General features: G+C 63.0%; 15 protein-coding genes. 12 read left to right on the forward strand and 3 right to left on the reverse strand.

Annotated elements, in window-relative coordinates:
* Positions 1–298: 298 nt before the first annotated feature.
* The 7 genes from CQ14_RS14295 (at position 299) to CQ14_RS14325 (ending at position 8,528) form a co-directional block, all read left to right on the forward strand.
* Positions 299–1,186, forward strand: a complete 888-nt coding sequence (locus tag CQ14_RS14295; protein WP_057858495.1) for a GntR family transcriptional regulator — start codon at positions 299–301, stop codon at positions 1,184–1,186.
* Positions 1,187–1,295: 109 nt separating this feature from the next.
* Positions 1,296–2,615 (forward strand): MFS transporter, encoded by a 1,320-nt coding sequence (locus tag CQ14_RS14300; RefSeq protein ID WP_057858496.1) that lies wholly within the window; start codon positions 1,296–1,298, stop codon positions 2,613–2,615.
* A gap of 54 nt (positions 2,616–2,669) precedes the next feature.
* Positions 2,670–5,309, forward strand: a complete 2,640-nt coding sequence (gene acnA / locus CQ14_RS14305) for an aconitate hydratase AcnA (RefSeq protein ID WP_347337133.1) — start codon at positions 2,670–2,672, stop codon at positions 5,307–5,309.
* A gap of 135 nt (positions 5,310–5,444) precedes the next feature.
* Entirely contained in the window at positions 5,445–5,699 is a 255-nt protein-coding gene (locus tag CQ14_RS14310) for a DUF3551 domain-containing protein (protein ID WP_057858498.1), read from the forward strand.
* A 90-nt stretch (positions 5,700–5,789) separates the two neighbouring features.
* Positions 5,790–7,430, forward strand: a complete 1,641-nt coding sequence (gene pgm / locus CQ14_RS14315) for a phosphoglucomutase (alpha-D-glucose-1,6-bisphosphate-dependent) (protein WP_057858499.1) — start codon at positions 5,790–5,792, stop codon at positions 7,428–7,430.
* A gap of 97 nt (positions 7,431–7,527) precedes the next feature.
* Entirely contained in the window at positions 7,528–8,013 is a 486-nt protein-coding gene (locus CQ14_RS14320; protein WP_156434972.1) for a hypothetical protein, read from the forward strand.
* Positions 8,014–8,078: 65 nt separating this feature from the next.
* Positions 8,079–8,528, forward strand: coding sequence for a helix-turn-helix domain-containing protein (locus tag CQ14_RS14325; RefSeq protein ID WP_082649856.1), 450 nt, complete (start codon positions 8,079–8,081; stop codon positions 8,526–8,528).
* Positions 8,529–8,587: 59 nt separating this feature from the next.
* Here CQ14_RS14325 and CQ14_RS14330 read toward each other — a convergent pair whose 3' ends face one another.
* Entirely contained in the window at positions 8,588–9,115 is a 528-nt protein-coding gene (locus tag CQ14_RS14330; protein WP_057858502.1) for a hypothetical protein, read from the reverse strand.
* A gap of 118 nt (positions 9,116–9,233) precedes the next feature.
* Here CQ14_RS14330 and CQ14_RS14335 point away from each other — a divergent pair, with 118 nt between their 5' ends.
* Positions 9,234–10,574: a YcaO-like family protein gene (locus CQ14_RS14335; RefSeq protein ID WP_057858503.1), complete on the forward strand. Its 1,341-nt coding sequence runs from the start codon at positions 9,234–9,236 to the stop codon at positions 10,572–10,574.
* Between the two features lie 33 nt (positions 10,575–10,607).
* Positions 10,608–12,719, forward strand: a complete 2,112-nt coding sequence (locus tag CQ14_RS14340; protein WP_057858504.1) for a BTAD domain-containing putative transcriptional regulator — start codon at positions 10,608–10,610, stop codon at positions 12,717–12,719.
* A 4-nt stretch (positions 12,720–12,723) separates the two neighbouring features.
* Here the strand turns inward: CQ14_RS14340 and CQ14_RS14345 are convergent, their stop codons facing one another.
* Positions 12,724–13,134 (reverse strand): hypothetical protein, encoded by a 411-nt coding sequence (locus CQ14_RS14345; RefSeq protein ID WP_057858505.1) that lies wholly within the window; start codon positions 13,132–13,134, stop codon positions 12,724–12,726.
* Positions 13,135–13,173: 39 nt separating this feature from the next.
* Entirely contained in the window at positions 13,174–14,919 is a 1,746-nt protein-coding gene (locus CQ14_RS14350; RefSeq protein WP_156434974.1) for a peroxidase family protein, read from the reverse strand.
* A 490-nt stretch (positions 14,920–15,409) separates the two neighbouring features.
* Between CQ14_RS14350 and CQ14_RS14355 the strand changes: the two genes are divergently transcribed.
* The 3 genes from CQ14_RS14355 to CQ14_RS14365 all read left to right on the forward strand — a co-directional run bounded on the left by CQ14_RS14355 (position 15,410) and on the right by CQ14_RS14365 (position 20,016).
* Positions 15,410–16,285, forward strand: coding sequence for a dihydrodipicolinate synthase family protein (locus CQ14_RS14355; RefSeq protein ID WP_057858507.1), 876 nt, complete (start codon positions 15,410–15,412; stop codon positions 16,283–16,285).
* 145 nt (positions 16,286–16,430) lie between these two features.
* On the forward strand, positions 16,431–17,525 hold the full coding sequence (locus CQ14_RS14360) for a S1C family serine protease (protein WP_057858508.1): 1,095 nt from the start codon (positions 16,431–16,433) through the stop codon (positions 17,523–17,525).
* A gap of 166 nt (positions 17,526–17,691) precedes the next feature.
* On the forward strand, positions 17,692–20,016 hold the full coding sequence (locus CQ14_RS14365) for a xanthine dehydrogenase family protein molybdopterin-binding subunit (protein WP_057858509.1): 2,325 nt from the start codon (positions 17,692–17,694) through the stop codon (positions 20,014–20,016).
* Positions 20,017–20,029 lie beyond the last annotated feature (13 nt).

Below are 20,029 nucleotides of genomic sequence, written 5' to 3' on the forward strand. Positions count from 1 at the left end.
TCCTCTGATTTGCTGCGGTCTTGAGCTGTGGATTTGTGGCCTGACATCACCGCTGCAAAAGCACCGGCGGCGGCGAGATGGGCAAGCTTGCGGCGGGATATTCTGGACGCTGCGGCAGGGGCCGGCGTTATGCTGCCGTCGGGCGATGATCTGCTCCCCACGTCTTCCTCCCATATTGCTTTTTATAGTCTAAAACACAATTGTGGGCGAGAGGCAATGCCGGATGGTTTCGGCTTGCCGGCGCGGGATGTTCCGCGCCAAAACAGGCCTTGGATCGGACTGAAAGCAGAGGCGCCGAATGCCACGTCCCAACCTTGCGGCCCAGCTCACGTCGCGGATCCTGGATTATATCCGGGCCAATGATCTTCAGCCTGACCAGCACCTGCCCAGCCAGACCCTCGCCGATGCCTTGCGGGTCTCACGCGCGCCGATCGGCGCCGCCCTGCAAATGCTCGAAGACATGAAGGTCGTGCGCTCGGAGCCCAATCGCGGCTTCTTCCTGGTGAAAGGGGCCGACGAGCTTCCCGACGTTGCGGCAAGCGCCGAGGCGATGGAGCCGGAGAACGAAGACGAGTGGTATTTTGCGATCGCCGAAGATCGCCTCGCCGGGAAACTTCCTGATCGCGTCAGTGAGAACGAGTTGATCCGGCGCTATGGATTGTCGCGAACGCGGCTGCTGAAGATTCTAACGAAAATAGCCGAGGAAGGCTGGATTGAGCGCCTTCCCGGCAATGGATGGGCCTTTGGGCAGCTTCTGACCTCCAAGGAGAGCTACCAGCACGGATACCAATTGAGGGTCGCCCTGGAGCCGCAGGCGGTGCTGCTGCCGGGTTTCCAGATCGATCGTGCGGCGTTCGCGGCAGCACGCGAGAAGCAGCAGTGGCTGCTCGACGGTGGCTACAAGCGTGCATCGCGTTCCGAAATCTTTGCCGCCAATTCCGAGTTCCACGAAATGCTGGTCGGCTGCTCCGGCAATCCGTTCTTTCTCGACGCCTTGAAGCGGGTCAATCGGCTGCGCCGGCTGGTGGAATACCACATCACGGTGGATCGCAGCCGGCTGCCGCTGCAGTGTCGTGAGCACATCAACATTCTGACATTGCTCGAGAAGGGCCTGCGGCAGGAGGCGGCGGATTTCCTCCGCGTTCACATCGAAGGCGCCGGCCTGATCAAGATACCGCAGGTCTGACCGGCAAAATTCAGTATTACATTTTATTTTATAAAATGCGATTTGGCTCCCCATAAGCCGCTTGGGCGTTGAGCCGCGCGTCCATAACAACGCCGTTGGGAGGCGCCGCATGTCCGGCACGACATCAGCAGTCGAGCGATCCGCCACGCGCAAGGTGTTCTGGCGCATCGTTCCCTATTGCTTCGTTCTCTACGTGATCTCCTATCTCGACCGCGCCAATATCGGCTACGCGGCGCTGCAGATGAACAAGGAGCTGGCGCTGACCAGCGAGGCGTTCGGCTTCGCCCCGGGGATCTTCTTCATCGGCTATTTTCTGTTCGAGGTGCCGAGCAACGTCGCCCTCAACAAATACGGTGCGCGGATCTGGATCTCGCGCATCCTGATCACCTGGGGACTGGTCGCCGTCGGTACCGCCTTCGTTCAGACGGCGACCCAGTTATACATCCTGCGCTTCCTGCTCGGTGTCGCCGAAGCCGGCTTCTTTCCCGGCATCATCATCTATCTGACCTATTGGTTCAGGGCCAAGGAACAGGCCACCACCGTCGCGCTGTTCACCGCGGCGATTCCGGTGTCCTACCTGTTGGGTGCGCCACTCAGCACCTGGATCATGGATCACGGTTCGGGCTTTGGCCTCAGCGGCTGGCGATGGATGCTGCTGCTCGAAGGCGCGCCGGCGGTGCTTGCCGGTGTCGTGAACTATTTCATCATGACCGATCGCCCCGAGCAGGCCAAATGGCTGACCGCGGAAGAACGTGACTGGCTTTCGGGAGAATTGCGTAGGGATCATGAGGCCCGCACCAACGTCGAACATCTCGGGGTGATCGCCGCGATTACCAATCCGAAGGTGCTGTTTTTGTCGGCGATCTATTTCATCTATCAGGTCGGCAATCTCGGCATCGGCCTCTGGATGCCGCAGATCATCAAGGGATTTGCGGGATCGTTGACCAATTTTGAGGTCGGCCTGGTCGCGATGTTCCCCTACGCCTTCGCGACGGTGGCGATGGTGCTGTGGTCGCGCAATTCCGACCGCACCGGCGAGCGGCAGAAGCACTCCGCCTTTCCGTTGCTATGCGCTGCGGTCGCACTGGCGCTGACCGGGCTGGTGCTGCAGCCGGTGATCGCCATGGCATTGATCTCGTTTGCGCTCGCCGGGCTCTACGCTTTCAAGTCGCCGTTCTGGTCGCTGCCTGGCCTGTTTCTCAGCCGCTCCACCGCCGCGGTTTCAATTGCTGCGATCAATTCGATCGGCAATCTCGGCGGATTCGTCGGTCCTTATACAATCGGCGTCATCAAGGATTGGGCCGGTGGTGCCTATGGCGGGTTGTTGTTTCTCAGCGGTCTGCTCTTCATTTCATTCCTGATGACCCTGCTGGCAAGGATGGAGAATACGCTCGCGACCCGCGCAGAACCCGCCGAAGCGCGAGCATGAGCGCTATGCGTGATCTGCCCCGTCGCGTTAGGGATGCCCGGAAGGATGGTCACCGTGTCTGCTGATAGCGTCACTCTGACGTGCGGGACACAAGTCTATCGCATCGCCGACATGGCCGGCGCCGCGGGAGACGATCTTGCGCGCCTGCCTGTCATTCTCCGGATCCTTCTGGAGAACGTACTGCGCAACACGGGTGAGGGCTGGGACGCCGCGGTCTCGGCGATCCGCGGCTGGCTCGAACACGGCCGAAGCGAACGCGAGATCGCCTTCCTGCCGTCGCGGGTCCTGATGCACGACACGACTTGCGGCCCGGCCCTTGTCGACATCGCCGCGATGCGTTCCTCGCTCGCGGAAGCCGGCGGCGATCCGAACCGGCTCAATCCGGTGCTGCCGGTCGACGTCTCGACGGACCACTCGATTGGGGTCGATGTGTTCGGCCGCACGGATGCCTTGAAGCTCAACATCGAGCACGAATTCCAACGCAATGCCGAGCGCTACCGCTTCATGAAATGGGCGACCCATGCGCTCGACGGCGTCCGCGTGCATCCGCCCGGCACCGGCATCATGCACACGCTGAACCTCGAGCGACTCGCGAGCGTGGTGACGCGGTTCTCTCGCGACGGCGTTCAGTGGGCCGCGCCCGACACGCTGATCGGCACCGACAGCCATACCCCGATGATCAACGGGATCGGCGTTCTGGCCTGGGGCGTCGGCGGTCTTGAGGCCGAAAGCGTCATGTTCGGCATGCCTGTGACGATGAAGGTGCCGGACGTGGTCGGCGTGCACCTGACGGGCAGCCTCCGCGAAGGCGTGCTTGCGACGGATCTCGCGCTGACCGTCACCGAGCGCTTGCGGCAGATTGATCTGGCGGATCGTTTCGTCGAGTTCTTCGGACCCGGCGTTTCCTCGCTCTCGGCCGGTGATCGTGCCGTGGTTGCGAACATGGCGCCCGAGTTCGGTGGCAATTCCGGCTTCTTTCCGATCGACCGCCGCACGCTCGATTATCTGACACAGACCGGCCGTTCAGCGGAGCAGGTGGCCCTGGTCGAAGCCTATGCAAGGCGGCAAGGGCTGTGGTTCGATCCTGCCGCGACGCCGCGTTACACTTCCACCATCAGCATCGCGCTCGATGAAGTCGAGGTCAGCCTGGCCGGGCCGCGCCGCCCGCAGGACCTCATTCCCGCCGGAGCGACGGCAAGTGCGCTGGCGCCGCTGCTCGCCGGCGAACTCAATCCATCATCGGAAGCGCAGCAGCCGGGCGACGGCGCTGTTGCGATTGCGGCGATCACGAGTTGTACCAACACCTCCGATCCACGCTTGCTGATCGCGGCGGGCTTGCTCGCGCGCAAGGCACGCGCGCTCGGCCTTGCGGCGCCGCCATGGGTCAAGACCTCGCTGGCGCCGGGCTCGCCGACCGCCGAACGCTATCTGCAGCGCGCCGGTCTGTTGCAAGATCTGGAGGCGCTGGGTTTTGCCATCGTCGGCTATGGCTGCACCACCTGCATCGGCAATTCCGGTCCGCTGACGCCGGCGATGTCGGCGGCGATCGCGGAACGGGAGATTGTCCCTGTCGCGGTGCTGTCGGGTAACCGCAATTTCTCGGGCCGCGTCCATCCCCAGATCGATGCCGCGTTCCTGGCATCGCCGCCGCTCGTCGTCGCCTTCGCGCTCGCAGGTGACGCCGTTCGCGACGTGCTTCACGACCCGATCGGACGCACGAGCACTGGTATCGATGTTCGTCTCGCAGACATCTGGCCCACCGGCGCAGAGATCGATACCGCGCTGGCGCTGGCGCGCAGGCCGGAAGATTACGGCGCAGCGTATGATGCGGCCGAAGCCAGCGCTGATTGGGCGAAATTCGATGCGCCCGCGAGCGTGCTGTTTCCCTGGGACGAAGCCTCGACCTATATCCGGCGCCCGCCATTCGCGAGTTCTGGCGCCGGCTCCCGGCTCGGAAACTACGCGGCAACTCCGCTTCTCGTGCTCGGTGACGACATCACGACGGACCATATATCACCGGCCGGTGCGCTCGCGCCCGACAGCGAAGCGGCGGAGTATCTCGTGGCGCGCGGCGAGGATCGGCGAAACCTGAACGTCTTCGCGTCGCGCCGCGGAAACTGGGAAGTCATGCTGCGCGGCCTCTTCACCAACAAGAACGTGCGCAACCTGCTCGCGCCCGATCTGGCGCCGGGGACGACCATTCATGCCGGCTCGGGCGAGCGCATGGCGCTCTGGCGTGCGGCCGAGCTCTACGCCAGGCAAGAGCGATCGGTGACCCTGTTGGCCGGCGAACGTTACGGCATGGGCTCGTCGCGCGATTGGGCAGCCAAAGGCGCGGCATTGCTCGGCATCCGCGCGGTACTGGCGCTCGGCTTTGAGCGCATCCACCGTTCGAACCTGATCGGGATGGGGATATTGCCTCTGCGGTTGCCGGCGGATCGCCGGCCTGAGGATCTCGGCCTCGGGCCCGATGACACCGTAGAGATCGACGCGACGCCCGAACAAATACACCCGCGCACGTCGATTCGGGTTCGAATTGGCAGAGGTGGAGTTTACGACAGTTTCGAAGCAGTTGCGGCCGTCGAAACCGGTCTCGAATGCGAAATTCTGAAAGCCGGCGGCTTGCTGCCTCTGATCTTGCGCCGCGCCCACGCCGCGGATGCCGCTAATGGATCGTCCGCTCCGGTCTCTTGAGGGGAATGAAATTCAGCCGAACGACTACCCCGTGGTAAGCTCTTCTCCGGCATTATCCGCCCGCAAGTAATCGACTATACGCGGCAGCACTTTTCCGCGATCGTTTGCTTGTCGGCCTGTCCCGAAGGAGACCAAATGCGCGTACCGGCTTGTATGATTTTGATGATCGGAACGATGGTGGCCGCCGTGCCTGCGCGGGCCCAGACCTATGATCCAGGCTACCCGGTTTGCCTGCAAACCTACGGCATCGACGGCAGTTACATCGAGTGCAGCTTTAGTTCGCTGGCGCAGTGCGCCGCGTCCGCTTCGGGGCGCTCGGCCCAGTGCCTGAACAATCCGTATTTCGCGCATGGCGACAGGAAACCGCCTCGCCAACGCGGCGTTTACTAGGGCGGCATTGGCTTGCGTCGTCACGCACGATTTTGCCCGCACCATCGCCTGCACCTATAATCCGGCGAAACCACCATTCCGTGAGGTCATGTGACTGCCCCCAATCCTGCCGCCGGCAAGCCGGTCGATCCCGCCTCCCTCGTCAACGTACCGCAATTGGTAACGGCCTATTTTGCGTGCAAGCCGGATCCCTCCGATCCCGCCCAGCGCGTTGCGTTCGGAACCTCGGGCCATCGCGGGACGTCGCTGAAGAACTCGTTCAACGAAAATCATATCCTGGCGACGACCCAGGCGATCTGCGATCATCGCCGCGAGACCGGGCTCACCGGCCCGCTGTTCATCGGCATCGATACCCATGCGCTGGCCGAGCCGGCGCTCGCGAGCGCGGTGGAGGTGTTTGCCGCCAACGGCGTCGACATCATGATCGACGAGCGCGGCGGCTACACGCCGACGCCGGTCATCTCGCATGCGATCCTGAGCTACAACAAGGGCCGAACGAGCGGGCTCGCCGACGGCGTCGTCATCACGCCCTCGCACAATCCGCCCGAAGACGGTGGCTACAAATATAACCCGCCGCATGGCGGCCCGGCCGATACCGACGTGACGGCCAAGGTCGAAAAGGCCGCCAACGCCTACATGGAGGCCGGCATGCAGGGCGTTGCGCGGATGCCGTATGCGCGCGCCCGCAAGGCGCCGTCGACACATCTGCACGACTACATCCGTCCCTATGTCGCCGATCTCGGCAATGCCGTGGACATGGCGCTGATCAAATCATCCGGCGTGAAAATCGGGATCGATCCATTGGGCGGCGCCGCCGTACATTACTGGCAGCCGCTGATCGAGCACTACGGGATCAACGCGACGGTTGTGAACAATGCCGTCGACCCGACATTCCGTTTCATGACCGCCGACTGGGACGGAAAAATCCGGATGGATTGTTCTTCACCTTTCGCGATGGCGAGCCTGATCCAGATGCGCGACAGGTTCGATGTCGCCTTCGCCAACGATACCGATGCCGACCGGCATGGCATCGTCACGCGCACGGGCGGCCTGATGAATCCGAACCATTTTCTTGCGACGGCGATCGCCTATCTGTTCGAGCATCGGCCGCAATGGGGCAGGGAGGCCGCAATCGGCAAGACCATTGTCTCCAGTTCGATCATCGACCGTGTCGCCAAAAAGCTGAACCGCAAGCTGGTCGAAACTCCCGTCGGCTTCAAATGGTTCGTCGAAGGCCTCGGCACCGGCGCGTTCGGTTTTGCGGGCGAGGAAAGCGCCGGCGCATCGTTCCTCAAGCGTGATGGCTCGGTCTGGACGACCGACAAGGACGGCATGGTGATGGGGCTGCTCGCCGCCGAAATCCTCGGTCGTACCGGCCGCGACCCGAGCCAGTTGTTTGCCGGACTGACGGCCGAACTCGGCGTGCCCTTCTACGAGCGGATCGACGTGCCGGCGACACCGAAGCAGAAGAGTGCGCTGAAGGCGCTCGGACCGGAGCAACTCGACATGCGCCAGCTTGCCGGTGAACCGGTCAGCGCGATACGGACGCGCGCACCTGGCAATGACCAGTCGTTCGGCGGCATCAAGGTGGAGTCCGAGGCAGGATGGTTCGCCGCGCGACCATCGGGCACCGAAGACGTCTACAAGATCTACGCCGAAAGTTTCCGGGATCAGAATCATCTGAAGACGATTCAGCAGGACGCCCAACGCGCGATCGCGAAGGCTTTCTGAATTTCAGGTGAGATAGGTCGAAAGTCGATAACGAGAAACGCCGAAATCAGGCGCAGCGTAAGAATATTGCGCCTGACCACATCAGTTCGGCACAGTCTTGCCGACGGGAACAGCGGAACTGAAGCTTAAGCGCCCGGCGACTTGCGATCACGCTGAAATCACGAAGGCCCAAGCAGTGTTAGGCTCGGGAGTTAGCTGCCAGAAAGTTCGTTCCGAACAGCAATCTGTCAGCTATCGCGAGGTACCGGGGGATGAAATGAGTGCTGAATCGGTCGTCTACTATCTGAATCGCGTGCCTGAGAGCGATCCGAATGACCAAACCGAATGGCTTGTAACGGCGTTGGGACAATACACCGGCGCGGAACTGCGCGAACTGCTCTATGTGGCGGAAGAGCCTGGCTTCTTTGAACTGATGCGCGGGCTGTTTGCGCTCCCGGACGAGAGTCGTGCTGCCCTGCAGCATTTTCTCGAAACCGGTCATCCTCCGGCCATGAAGGCGGGGGTCGACGCGAAGGGACGGTTGACGATCGAGCACGTCACCGACGAGCAACGGGTGAAGCTGCTTCCTGGGATCGCAAATTAGCGTCTGTATCTCCTTGAGGTTGTGCTAGGGTCTCCCAGCTTGAAACAGCCCGGGGGAGTCTGCCGATGGCGACGAGAAAGTCTGGCCCGCTCGATGCGATGGTGGGCACCAGGATTCGGATGTTTCGGATCAACCGCGGCATGAGCCAAGCCCTGCTCGCGGAACGAATTGGCGTTACCTTTCAGCAACTGCAGAAATATGAGCGGGGCGTCAACCGGGTCGGCGCCAGCCGGTTGTCGCAAATCGCTTCCGTGCTGGGCGTTTCGGTCGGCGAGTTGTTCGAATCTGTCGGGCCAGGATCTTCCGGCTTGAATTCGGCGGCTAACTTGCTCGCCGAGCCGGGCGCCTTGCGCGTTCTCAAGGCCTATGCGCGCACGACCAGCCCGCGCGTGAGGCTCTGCATCGCGAAGCTGGTTGAAAGCATCGCCGATCGAGCGCCCGCGGCGAAGGCCACGCTTGCGCTTTTGAATACTGTCGATCGCGATGAGCGGCGAAGGTTTCCTTCGCGGGGATAGTCGTCGTCAAGCAAGACGAGCGGCAATCGCTGCCGTCTATTCAATTCGGTGTCGCCGCGTCAGCCGGTCGCGCGAATCGCAAGCCGCTCCGGCGGCCTGCTGCCCGGAATGAACTCGCCGATCCAGTCGCGGCGCGTCGCCTCGATATGCCAGGACATCGCCTCGGCCGAATAGGGCGCCGGATCAGGAATGTCCTTGCGAATCTCCTTGCCGTCGAGCCAGCCGCAACTATGCGAGTAGCGCGCGTTGCAGAGGAGGTGGATATCGCCGTGGTCCTGCAGCAGGACATAGCCATCGGCCGGGAAAAACGTGCCGGCAAGTTCGATCGCACCGGGCAACTGACGTACCAACAGGAACGTGCTGGTGGATTGCTTTTCCGACTCGGAGACCAGCACGCCGACCAGGCTGTGAATTGGCGTTATCGACTGTGGTGCAACCAGCGCGAGAGGCTCCGTGATCGGGCCGGCCGTCGCAATCGAAAGATACTCCCCTTCAGGTCCCCAACGGCAGGCGATCAGCCATTCGCGGCTGCGGCCACGAATCAAGGTCGGCTTGGCATAGTCCGATCGGGCAATATCTGCTGCCATGGCTATGACTAAGGCTTTCGCGAGCATAAGTTTCCTCCAGGGCGAAGGCGGGACTTGCCTTACGCTTGGAGTCTGCCCGTCAAGTCGTGAGGTCACCGTGAGCGGTACCGAAAATTCGATGCAAAATTTGTTTGCACGCGCGGCAGCGTTGCTTCTTGGCAACGAATCGGACGCAGGCAGCGATCACGATGCCGAACTTGTGCTGCAGGCGCTGGAATATGGCGTTAAATCCAGTGGCCCGATTGATTCGGAGACCGCGAATCGCGCCCATTTGCTGATCGCCGCCTCGCGATTTTCGCGTGTGTTCGAATTGGCCGCGCCCGATGCGCCTGGCCTGATCAGCTTTGGTGCGCAATTCGATCCGGCACTTGCCGATCCCTTGCATGACGAAAGCCCCATGGTCGGCGTTTCCGGCGTCGGTCTGACGTTGCAGGAAGCATTCCAGGGCTGCATCGGCGAGGGAATAGAGTATCTCTCTCAATTGCAGACCGGTACCGACCTGTTGCACAGGCCCGGCATCGACGATTGGGCCGGGAAACTCGGTCCGAAGACGCTGGAATTGGTCGCCGTGCTTTCGGAACGAAGCATGCAACCGGGGCGGGTGCAGTCCTGGTTTCGCGCAACGCGCGTAACTGACGGCGGCGAGGTGTTGCTTCCGGCGGATATCTGCCTGCGGCGTCCGCCGGCCGACCGCGACTTCGCGCCGCCATATCCCTTGAGCATCGGCTCGGCCGCTGGTCCGTCGCGGGACGCCGCGGCGCTGCACGGCCTGCTGGAATTGATCGAACGCGATGCGGCCAGCCTGTGGTGGAGAGGCGGTCAGTTGCCGCGATCGATTCCGGTGCAGCATAAAGCCGGCCTCGTGGCGGAAGAGTTGTTGCAGAGGCTTCGCCAAGGCGCCGCAGCGCAGCGCCGGACATGGCTACTCGATATCACGACGGATATCGGCGTGCCCTGCGTCGCGGCGGTCTCCTGCCTCTCGGATGGTTCAGGTTTTGCCTTCGGTCTCGCCGCGCGGCCGGCGCTCGAAGCTGCGGTCCGCTCCGCGATTGTGGAAATGTGCCAGCTCGAACTGGCCGATGCCGTCGTCGCAACCAAACGCAACGAGCGCGGTGACGGCGCGCTCAACGCACAGGACCGCATCCACCTGCAGCGCGCGGCCATCGATGCCGACCGGTGCAGGCTGCTGCAGCCGGTGGCCGAGCACGGAGCCCATCTGCCCCTTCCGGCAACTGAAGCGAGCGTTATATTTGGATTGATCGTTGAGCGTTTGGAAAAATTGGGAATCGAGACGTTTTGTATCGAACTCACGCGCGGGCGCTTCGCCGTTCCGGTGATCCGCGTGATCGCTCCCGGCCTGCAACTCGAGCCATCCGAAATCGTCACGGCCAGGCTGCAGGATGCGATAGCGCGAACCGGCGGCGGCGCAACCTATACCGGGGGTGTCGCTTTGATATAGACTGGCCGGTATTAGCCAACCGGTTCCAGAAACATGCCGGCCATTGCCAACGCCATGACATCAAACAACGCCGCGGCGGCGCCCGAAAGCGCGCCGCGTCTGTCGGTATCGCTGGTCGGTCGGTTCGGCGTCCGGTTCAACGGCCGTGCGGTCGAACTGCGAACCCGCAAGGCCGGCGCCGTCCTGAGTTACCTCGCGCTATCGGAGGCGAAGCAGGAGAGCCGCGAGCGGCTGGTCGGTCTGCTCTGGAGCCGTTCGGACGAGGAAAAGGCGCGTGCATCGCTGCGTCAGGTCGTGCGTGAACTGCGGTCCACGCTCGAGCAGGCCGGCTATGACGGCTTCGTCGCGGAACGGCTGCTGGTCGGCCTCGACACCGGGCGAATCGAAGTCGACATCGAAAGCGTGATTCAACTCGCCGAAACCGGGCGCGTTCACCCGCTGCTGCTCGATACGCCGCAGCTCGACGGCCGGCTGCTCGAAGGGATGGACGATCTCGACCCCTCGTTCCGGGTCTGGGTGCTGGCCAAGCGACAGACCATCCATGAACGGCTGATGCGCAGTCTCGACGAAGGCCTGACCTCTGCGAGCGTGCCTGCCGATGCCAAAAAGCGGATCGCGGCCGCGATCGTCAATCTCGATCCGACCCATGAATATGCCTGCCGCTATCTGATGCGGGCGCATGCGGAAGAGGGCGATACTGCCGGTGCGTTGCGCATCTACAAGGCGCTGTGGGATCTGCTGGATCGCGACTACGCGATGGAGCCGTCGTCGGCCACCGAAGAACTCGTCGCCAACATCAAGCTCGGCATTCTGGAGCGCGCGCCGGCCGATCGGGCCGCGTCGGCGGCGAATGACGAATTCGCCGTCAGAATGATCAGAGCGACCGCCGTTCAGCCGGCAGTCCCGATGTCATCAGCGGTCAATGCATCTGCCAAGACGCGCCTCGTGCTGCGCCCCTTTGCCATGCATGGCGTCGATGAGGATCACAGCCATCTGGTGCAGGGGTTCTCCCAGCATCTCGCCGCCTGTCTCGTGCGTTTTCGCGAATGGAGCGTGGTCGACCGTCCGCCGGCTGCGGTCGTGCTTCCCGCGCCGGACTCAGCGCCGCAGTACTGCATCGAGACCACGGCCTATCAGGCCGGCGCCGAAATCAATATCGTGATGGTGCTCCGCGACGACACCACGGGAATCTATATCTGGAGCGAAAGCTTCCGCCTCGGCCTCGGCAACTGGTTTGAAACGCAGCAGCGCATCATCCGCCGGATCGCGACGTCGTTGAACGTGCAGTTGTCGACGGAACGGCTGATGCGGCTTGCCGGCGAGCCGGACGTGTCGCTCGATCTGCACGACCGCTGGCTGCGCGGACAGAATCTCATGTCGAAATTCGATCCCGAAAGCTGGCGGCGGGCGGTCGCGATCTTCCGCGATGCGATCCGCGACAATCCGGGATTCTCGCCCTGCTACAGCAGCCTTGTGCAGATCAACAACATCGAGCATCTGGTGCATCCCGGGGTGTTTCGCGATCTCGACAAGGCCAAGGCGACGCTCGAACTGGCGAAGACCGCCGTTCAGCTGGACCCGGTCGATTCCAGGGCACATCTGTGCTGCGGCTGGTCCTATGTGCTGGCGCTTCGCGAGACGGAGGCTGCCGCGCACATTGAGCTGGCATGTGAGCTCAACGACAATGATCCATGGACGTTGCTATCCAGCGCTCACTACTCGGCGCTTTGCGGATCGATCGAGGAGGCGCGCCTTCGCGCCGAGCGGTCGCTGGCGCTGTCACCTGCGCCCTCCTATCTGGAATGGGCCTATCACAGCACTGTCCGGTTCTTCTGCGGAGATTATGAAGGCACCATCGAGGCATGCGATCGCGCGCAGGGCATCAACAAGATCCTGCCGATATGGCGCGCGGCTGCGTTGTTCCAGCTCGGGGAACGCGTGCTGGCGCAACAGGAAATCCAGCGCTTTGTGAACGGCCTGCGTTCATTCTGGGTCGGTTCGTCCACGCCGACGGACGAGGCGGCGGCGCGCTGGGTGATGCAGGCCCACCCGATCAGCGTGAAGGAAAGGTGGGAAGCCCTGCGCCAAAGTTTGCGTGGCGGAGGGCTTCCGGTCGATGGCATCGTTCACCTGACGCGCAACTAGATCATCAGGCACAGTAGCTGATGGTGTAGTCGCCGACGCGTTCGGCATGTACGCGGAACTTGTCGCTCTCCGGAATGACCGGATCCAGGCCGTTGAACAGGCGCTTGTAGAACGGCGGAAGCGGATAGGTCGCGCCGGGTTTTTTGAGATTTTCTTCCGAGTCTGCGATCATCACTGCGGGAGGCAGGCGCACCACAATCGTGTCCATCTCCTGCTCGATGAATTTTACTTTCTTGAACCGATCGGGGACCGTCATGAACACCTGGGCTTTGGCGAGTTGCTCCTTGAACTCGTCAACGGTGGTCGGGATCGGGTACTCGTTGTCGTCGTCCAGATAGTTCTTTCCGGTGGACCAGGTCTTCACCAGATTGCCCCAGCGCTCGTGGTTGGTCACTTGCATTCTTTCGATTGCCATAGCTTCGCTCTCCGGGTTGCGTGAGACGGACTATTCCGCTCACAGAAATGCCGGCACGGCTTGCTGTAGTTCAGCAATTTCGGTGGTGAACTCCACCAACTGCGCCATGCTTGAGATGTCTGGAATTTCCTGAAGTACGTTTGCCGGATAAAATTCGCGGGAAATGCTTGCCAGCCGTTCCGCAAGCGAGTTGCCATCGGCCGATCGCGGGTCGCAGGCGAGCGCGCCGAAAATCACTTCCGAAACGATGATCGAACCCAGCGGCCCGAGATGCATGCCTTCGGCTTGCGATTGCTGCATCGCCTCGAACAGGATGAAGAACGGAAGCGGCGGGTCGTTCGAAAGCGTCTCGATCTCGTCGGCCGAGAGCGCGCCATAGGCCGGTGCGGCCGTCAGCCATTCGCGGAGCATGCCGACGCGATAGGCGCGATCGGCCAGAAGCCGCGACATGGCGATCAATTGCGGCCTGCGATTGCTGATCTCGTCAATCAGCGCGTCCACCGACCACATGCCGGCGAGCCCCGCGCCGAGCAGGTCGCGATAGAGCAGGCCTACGCGCTCGGTCTCGTCGAACGCCGGAAAGATCTGGTCGTTCCCCAGTCCGTCGCTGAGATACGGTCCGATGCGGCGGCTGAAATTCGGTCTCGATCCGTTGATCTCGAAGAAGCGCGACCACTGCACCATCCATGTCTCGTCGAGCGGCATGTTGACGGGATCGTTGGCCGAAGACTTCTCGAGCGTGTTGTTGAGATCGTGCAGCGACAGATCGTTGATGCGATATTCGTGGCGCACCATGGCGTGGCCGAAACGAAACGCGCCGTGCGAGAATTCGAACGGGATTTCCCAGTCGCCGATCGCAAAGCCTTCCGGAGCAGAGCGATCGATGAAATCCGGATTTGGACCTTCATAGACCCGGTAGATCGCCGGATGGATCACCCGGCGCATCAGGTCCTTGCGGAGGATGTTGTGATAGATCGCCGTCAAGGCCTCGCGGGCGCAGAGGAAGCGCTTGTAGGCGGCGCCGAACCTGGCGTTCGGCCCGGCGCTGTCTTCCTGGCGGCGAATGATATCGACCAGCCCATTGTGCAGCAGCGCGAATAGCGCCGTGAGCTGCGACATGACGGCATGATCGTCATTGCGCGGATCGGCAACCAGCGCCTCGGTGAGCGCAACGCGTACTCCCGTAATGCTACGGTCAATGCCCGTTACGTTTTCGGCGGCGCTGCGTGCGATGTCGCGAAACGGGCAGCCGGTCGCAGGCTCGTTTTCTTTCCAGCGCATGCGCCCGAGCCGCAGCTTGGTCCGGCGATCGTCGTTCGGCGCATCGAGCGCGTAGATGTGCGGCGATCCGACGGGGCCGTTTCCGAACAGGGTTTCCAGTCGAAGCGGCGTGCGGCGGGCGTTGGCGGTGCCGCCGCCGAGGCCGCCGGCAACCGAGAGAGGGATCGCCGAATGCACCAGATCGTGCGCAACGAACTGCAGCAGGTAGGTATACCCGGAGGGCATCCGCGGGTTTTCCCAATACTCGGCCGACCCGTCGGCATGCGAGGGCCAGCGTATTGCGGCGTCCATCCGTCGCGACAGGCGGTGCATCAGCCTTCGCAGGTCCGGCACGATCGCGGGCGAACTTAGGGGATCGACACCGAAGGCGCGGAAGCGCTGCGAGGGGGCAGGACTGCCAAGGAAATGGCGAAAGCCGGGCGCTGCTGGCGATCGAACAAAACCGCATGCATCGATTTCGGAAGTCCGCAGAGATGATGCTTCAGAGACTTGCTGCACAGCCATCGAGGTCTCTCGCGACAGTCTCGCCCATTGGCCCCGATACGAGACTGCGAAGAAAGTCGTGAAATTATCGTGAGTGAAATCGTTAGAACCTGTGAACAAGTGTGGACATCTTTTTGCCGGCGCCGCAGCCTAATACTGCGCAACGCAGCGCCTTCCGGCAGTTTCCGGCGAGCGGTGCGGCAATATGATCCGGCATCTCGCAAGAGCGGCTGGCGTAGGCGCATGCGCGCGCGGGCGGGAAGCACCCTGGGAGCGATATCTCGGCGGAATGCTCGCGGTGATGATTGTTGTTCTGCGCGCGGGCTAAAGCGGACGCCGAGCGTCTCGTGTCTTGCGTTGTCGAAGTAATCGACATCGAGATGCGCTGCCGGCGATTGATGTTTCGCGACCGCAAATGATGGAGACACGCCGAGCGTTTTTCGGAAACGTTGCTTTGCCCGACCGTTCCGGATAGCCATGGCGGAGTTTCCGCGCGAGGCATGCTTTCACCATGGCTGATTTCCACGGCGTCTTTCCCTATCTGGTATCACCCCTCGATGTATCAGGCGAAATTCGCACCGATGTGCTGGGCAGGCTATGCGACGATCTCATCAAGGCGGGCGTGCATGGGCTGACGCCGCTCGGGTCGACCGGCGAGTTCGCCTATCTCGACCAGGCGCAGCGCGCGAGCGTGGTACAGGCAACGATCGAGGCGGCGAGGGGCCGCGTGCCTGTCATCGCCGGTGTCGCCTCGACGTCGACGGCGGATGCGGTGGCGCAGGCGAGGGCGCATCAAAAGCTCGGCGCCGACGGCATCCTCGCGATCATGGAGGCGTATTTTCCGATCGCCGATGCGCAGGTCGAATCCTACTTCCGCGCCATTGCCGACGCCGTCGACATTCCCGTCGTGATCTACACCAATCCGCAATTTCAGCGGTCCGATCTCACGCTCGATGTCATCGAACGGCTCGCGACGCACCCGCGCATCGGCCACATCAAGGATGCCTCCACCAATACCGGCCGCTTGCTGTCGATCATGAATCGTTGCGGGGACAGCATCAAGGTCTTCTCCGCTTCCGCCCATATTCCGGCGGCGGTGATGCTGATCGGCGGGCTCGGCTGGATGGCAGGCCCCGCCTGTATCATTCCGCGGCAGAGCGTCGAGCTCTACAATCTCTGCAAGGCGGCGCGCTGGGATGAGGCGATGGCGCTGCAACGCAGGCTCTGGCGCATCAATGAGGCCTTTGCGCGCTTCAATCTCGCTGCCTGCATCAAGGCCGGACTCGAGATTCAGGGCTATCCGGTCGGCGACCCGGTCCCGCCGCAGGCGGCGTTGACGGTCGACCAGCGGAAGGTGGTCGAGGTGGCCCTGCGCGATCTCGGCTAGGAGACGGTCAGGTCACATCCCCAATCGCCGCAGGAAACCTCCGGCTGGCTGGAACGTTGCATACGCGGTTCCGAACGGCTGAAGGGCCGGCCTGCTCGCGGCATCATCCCTGGCACGCGGCTGGCATGGCCAAGGGGAGTAATCGATGAACCGTCGCTTCATGCTCTTTGCAGCCATTGTCGCAGGCGTGTTGGTGGCGCTGACCGCTTCCAACATCCGCTACAGTCCCTGGACCAACACGGTGGCTCGAACCGTCGATCAGCGCGGGCCGCTGGCCGATGCCGAACGCGCCAATATCGAGCTGTTCGAGCGGGTTTCGCCGTCGGTGGTGCAGGTCGCCGCACGCTCCGCCGCCGCCAATCCGCTGGCCGAGGATGAAGGCGGAGGCGCCGGGGCCGCCTCGGGCACCGGCTTCGTCTGGGACAATGACGGTCATGTCGTCACCAACAACCACGTCGTGCAAAACGGCAGCGAAGTCGCGGTTCGCTTTGCCTCGGGCGAGGTGGCGCAGGCAGAAATCATCGGCGCCGCGCCCAACTACGATCTCGCGGTGTTGCGGATCAGGAGCGCTCGCAAGATGCCGCCGCCGGTCGCGCTGGGCAGTTCAAGCGAGCTCAAGGTCGGTCAATCGGCCTTTGCGATCGGCAATCCCTTCGGCCTCGATCAATCGCTGACCAGCGGCATCATCAGCGCGCTCAAGCGCCGGCTGCCGACCAGCAGCGGCCGCGAGATCACCAACGTGATCCAGACCGACACCGCGATCAATCCCGGCAATTCGGGAGGGCCCTTGCTGGATTCGGCGGGACGGCTGATCGGTGTCAACACGGCGATCATCTCGCCGTCGGGGTCCAGCGCCGGCATCGGGTTTGCGGTCCCCGTCGATATCGTCAATCGCGTGGTCCCCGAGTTGATCAAGAACGGCCGCGTGCCGACGCCTGGCATCGGCATCATCGCCGCCAGCGAGGCCGTTGCGACCAGGTTGGGCGTCGAAGGAGTGATCATCGTGCGCACCGCGCCCGGGAGCCCGGCCGAACGCGCCGGCATTCGCGGGGTCGATTTCAACTCGGGTGCGCTGGGCGACGTCATTGTCCAGGTCGACGGCAAGCCGGTGCACCGGCTCTCCGACCTGACCGATCAGATCGAGCTGGTAGGCGCCGGCAAGAGCATCCGCATCGGCCTGAAACGCGGTTCGCAGGCACGCGATATCACCATCGATATTGTCGACATCAGCCGTAGCTGACATTCCTCTATTTAACGGCAGGATCATACCCCGCTTGCGGCCGGCCACGCTGGGCGCGCTGGCGCATTAATTGCAAGCATTTATTGCAATGAATTGAATGCGTTGCCTCCCGCGCAAAAACCGCTAAAACCCCGCCCAATCCGACAGAAGCTTTAAGGACAAACTGATGAACATCCTTCCCGGCAATATGCGTTTTGGTGCGGGCCAGCCGGTCAAGCGTTTGGAAGACCAGAGACTGCTCACCGGGAAGGGACAGTTCATCGACGACAAGCCGGAGGAGGGGGCGCTGTGGCTCTATTTGCTGCGCTCGCCCCATGCCCACGCGAAGATCGTCTCGATCGATACGGCTGATGCCGCCGGGATGCCCGGCGTCGCCGCCATCTACACCGGCGCCGACCTGATCAAGGACGATATCGGCACCATCCCGACGCTCGCGATCTTCAAGCGGCCGGACGGCACGGCAATGACGGTGCCGCCGCGGCGGCTGCTCGCGCATGACATCGTGCGTTATGCCGGCGAGGCCGTCGTCGCCGTGGTCGCGACATCGCGGGTGCAGGCGCAGACCGCCGCCGAAGCGATCGCCGTTGAATACGAGGTGCTGCCCTCGGTGGTCGATCCCGTCGAGGCGGTGAAGCCCGGCGCGCCGGTGGTGTGGCCCGAGGCGCCCGACAACATCGTGGCCGCCATGAGCTACGGCGACGCGGCCAAGGTCGAAGAAGCCTTCGCCAATGCCGCGCATAAAGTCTCGCTCGATCTGGTCAGCCAGCGGCTGGTGCCGTCAGCGATGGAGCCGCGCTCGACGATTGCCGAGATCGAGAAGAAGACCGGCCGGTTGATCCTGCACGTGCAGTCGCAGACTCCCGGCTCTACCCGGGACCTGCTCGCGGAATCGATTCTGAAGCGGCCGAAGGACAGCGTGCGCGTGCTGGTCGGCGATATCGGTGGCGGCTTCGGCCAGAAGACCAGCCTCTATCCCGAAGACGGCATCGTCGCTTACGCCGCAACCAAGCTGAACAAGAAGATCCGCTGGCGCGGCGAGCGCACCGATGAGTTCGTCGGCGGTACCCATGGCCGCGATCTCACCTCGACCGGCGAATTCGCGCTCGACGCCAAGGGGCGCGTACTCGCCTATCGCGTGCGCTCGATCGGCGGTACCGGGGCATATTCGTCGGGGACCGCGAATATCATTCCGCTGGTGCTCGGCCCGTTCGTGCAGACCGGCGTCTACGATTTGCCGCTGGTGCATTTCGAGGTGAAGTCGGTGATGACCAACACCGCGCCGGTCGGCGCCTATCGTGGCGCGGGGCGCCCCGAGGCCGTGTTCATCGTCGAGCGGCTGATGGATGCTGCCGCGCGCCAGATCGACATGGACCCGCGCACCATCCGCAAGGTGAACTACATCAAGCCGGCGCAGCTCCCCTACACCAACGCCGTCGGCCAGGTGTACGATTCCGGCGCCTTCGCGCACATGCTGTCGCGCGCCGCGGAGCTTTCGGATTGGGACGGTTTTGCCGCGCGCAAGAAGGCGGCGAAGAAGAAGGGGCTGCTCTACGGACGCGGCCTCACCAGCTATATCGAATGGACCGGCGGGCGCGCGCACACCGAAAAGGTCAGCCTGCATGCCACGGCAGAAGGCCGCATCATCCTGCATTCCGGCACCATGGCGATGGGGCAGGGCCTGCAGACCACCTACACTCAGATGATCTCTGAGTCGCTCGGCATTCCCCTGGACCAGATCGACGTCGTGCAGGGCGATACCGATCTTGCCACCGGCTTCGGGAGCGTCGGCTCGCGCTCGCTGTTCGTCGGCGGCACGGCGGTCGCGGTCTCCAGCAACGACATGATCCAGAAGGCGCGCGAGAAGGCGTCGAACGTGCTGGAGACGTCGGTCGGAGATATCGAGTATCGCGACGGCTGGTTGACGGTGGTCGGCACCGACAGGCGCATCAGCCTGTTCGAGATCGCGAAGAACGAGGACGGCGCGCGGCTCTCCGTCGATAGCGAAGGCGAGGTCGATGGACCGAGCTGGCCGAACGGCACGCATATCTGCGAGGTCGAGATCGATCCCGAGACAGGTGTCAGCAAGGTGGTGCGCTACACCACGGTCGACGACGTCGGCATCGCAGTCAATCCGATGCTGGTGACCGGCCAGGTGCACGGCGGTGTCGCGCAGGGAATTGGGCAGGCGCTCTATGAAGGCGTCGCCTACAGTGAGGAAGGGCAGCTACTGACTGCGAGCTACCAAGACTACTGCGTGCCGCGCGCCGATGACATTCCGCCGATCGTGGTGACGCTGGATGATTCCGCGCCCTGCCGCACCAATCCCTTGGGCGCCAAGGGCTGCGGCGAGTCTGGCGCGATCGGCGGCCCGCCGTGTGTCACCAACGGCGTGATGGATGCGCTGAGCGAACTCGGCATCAAGCAACTCAACACCCCGCTGACGCCCGCCAAAGTGTGGCAGGCGATCCGGGATGCGAGGGCGGCGGGATAAAGATGCTGGCGCT

Origin of the sequence: Bradyrhizobium lablabi, assembly GCF_001440475.1 — a bacterium.
In the GTDB taxonomy this organism is placed as follows: Bacteria; Pseudomonadota; Alphaproteobacteria; order Rhizobiales; family Xanthobacteraceae; genus Bradyrhizobium; species Bradyrhizobium lablabi.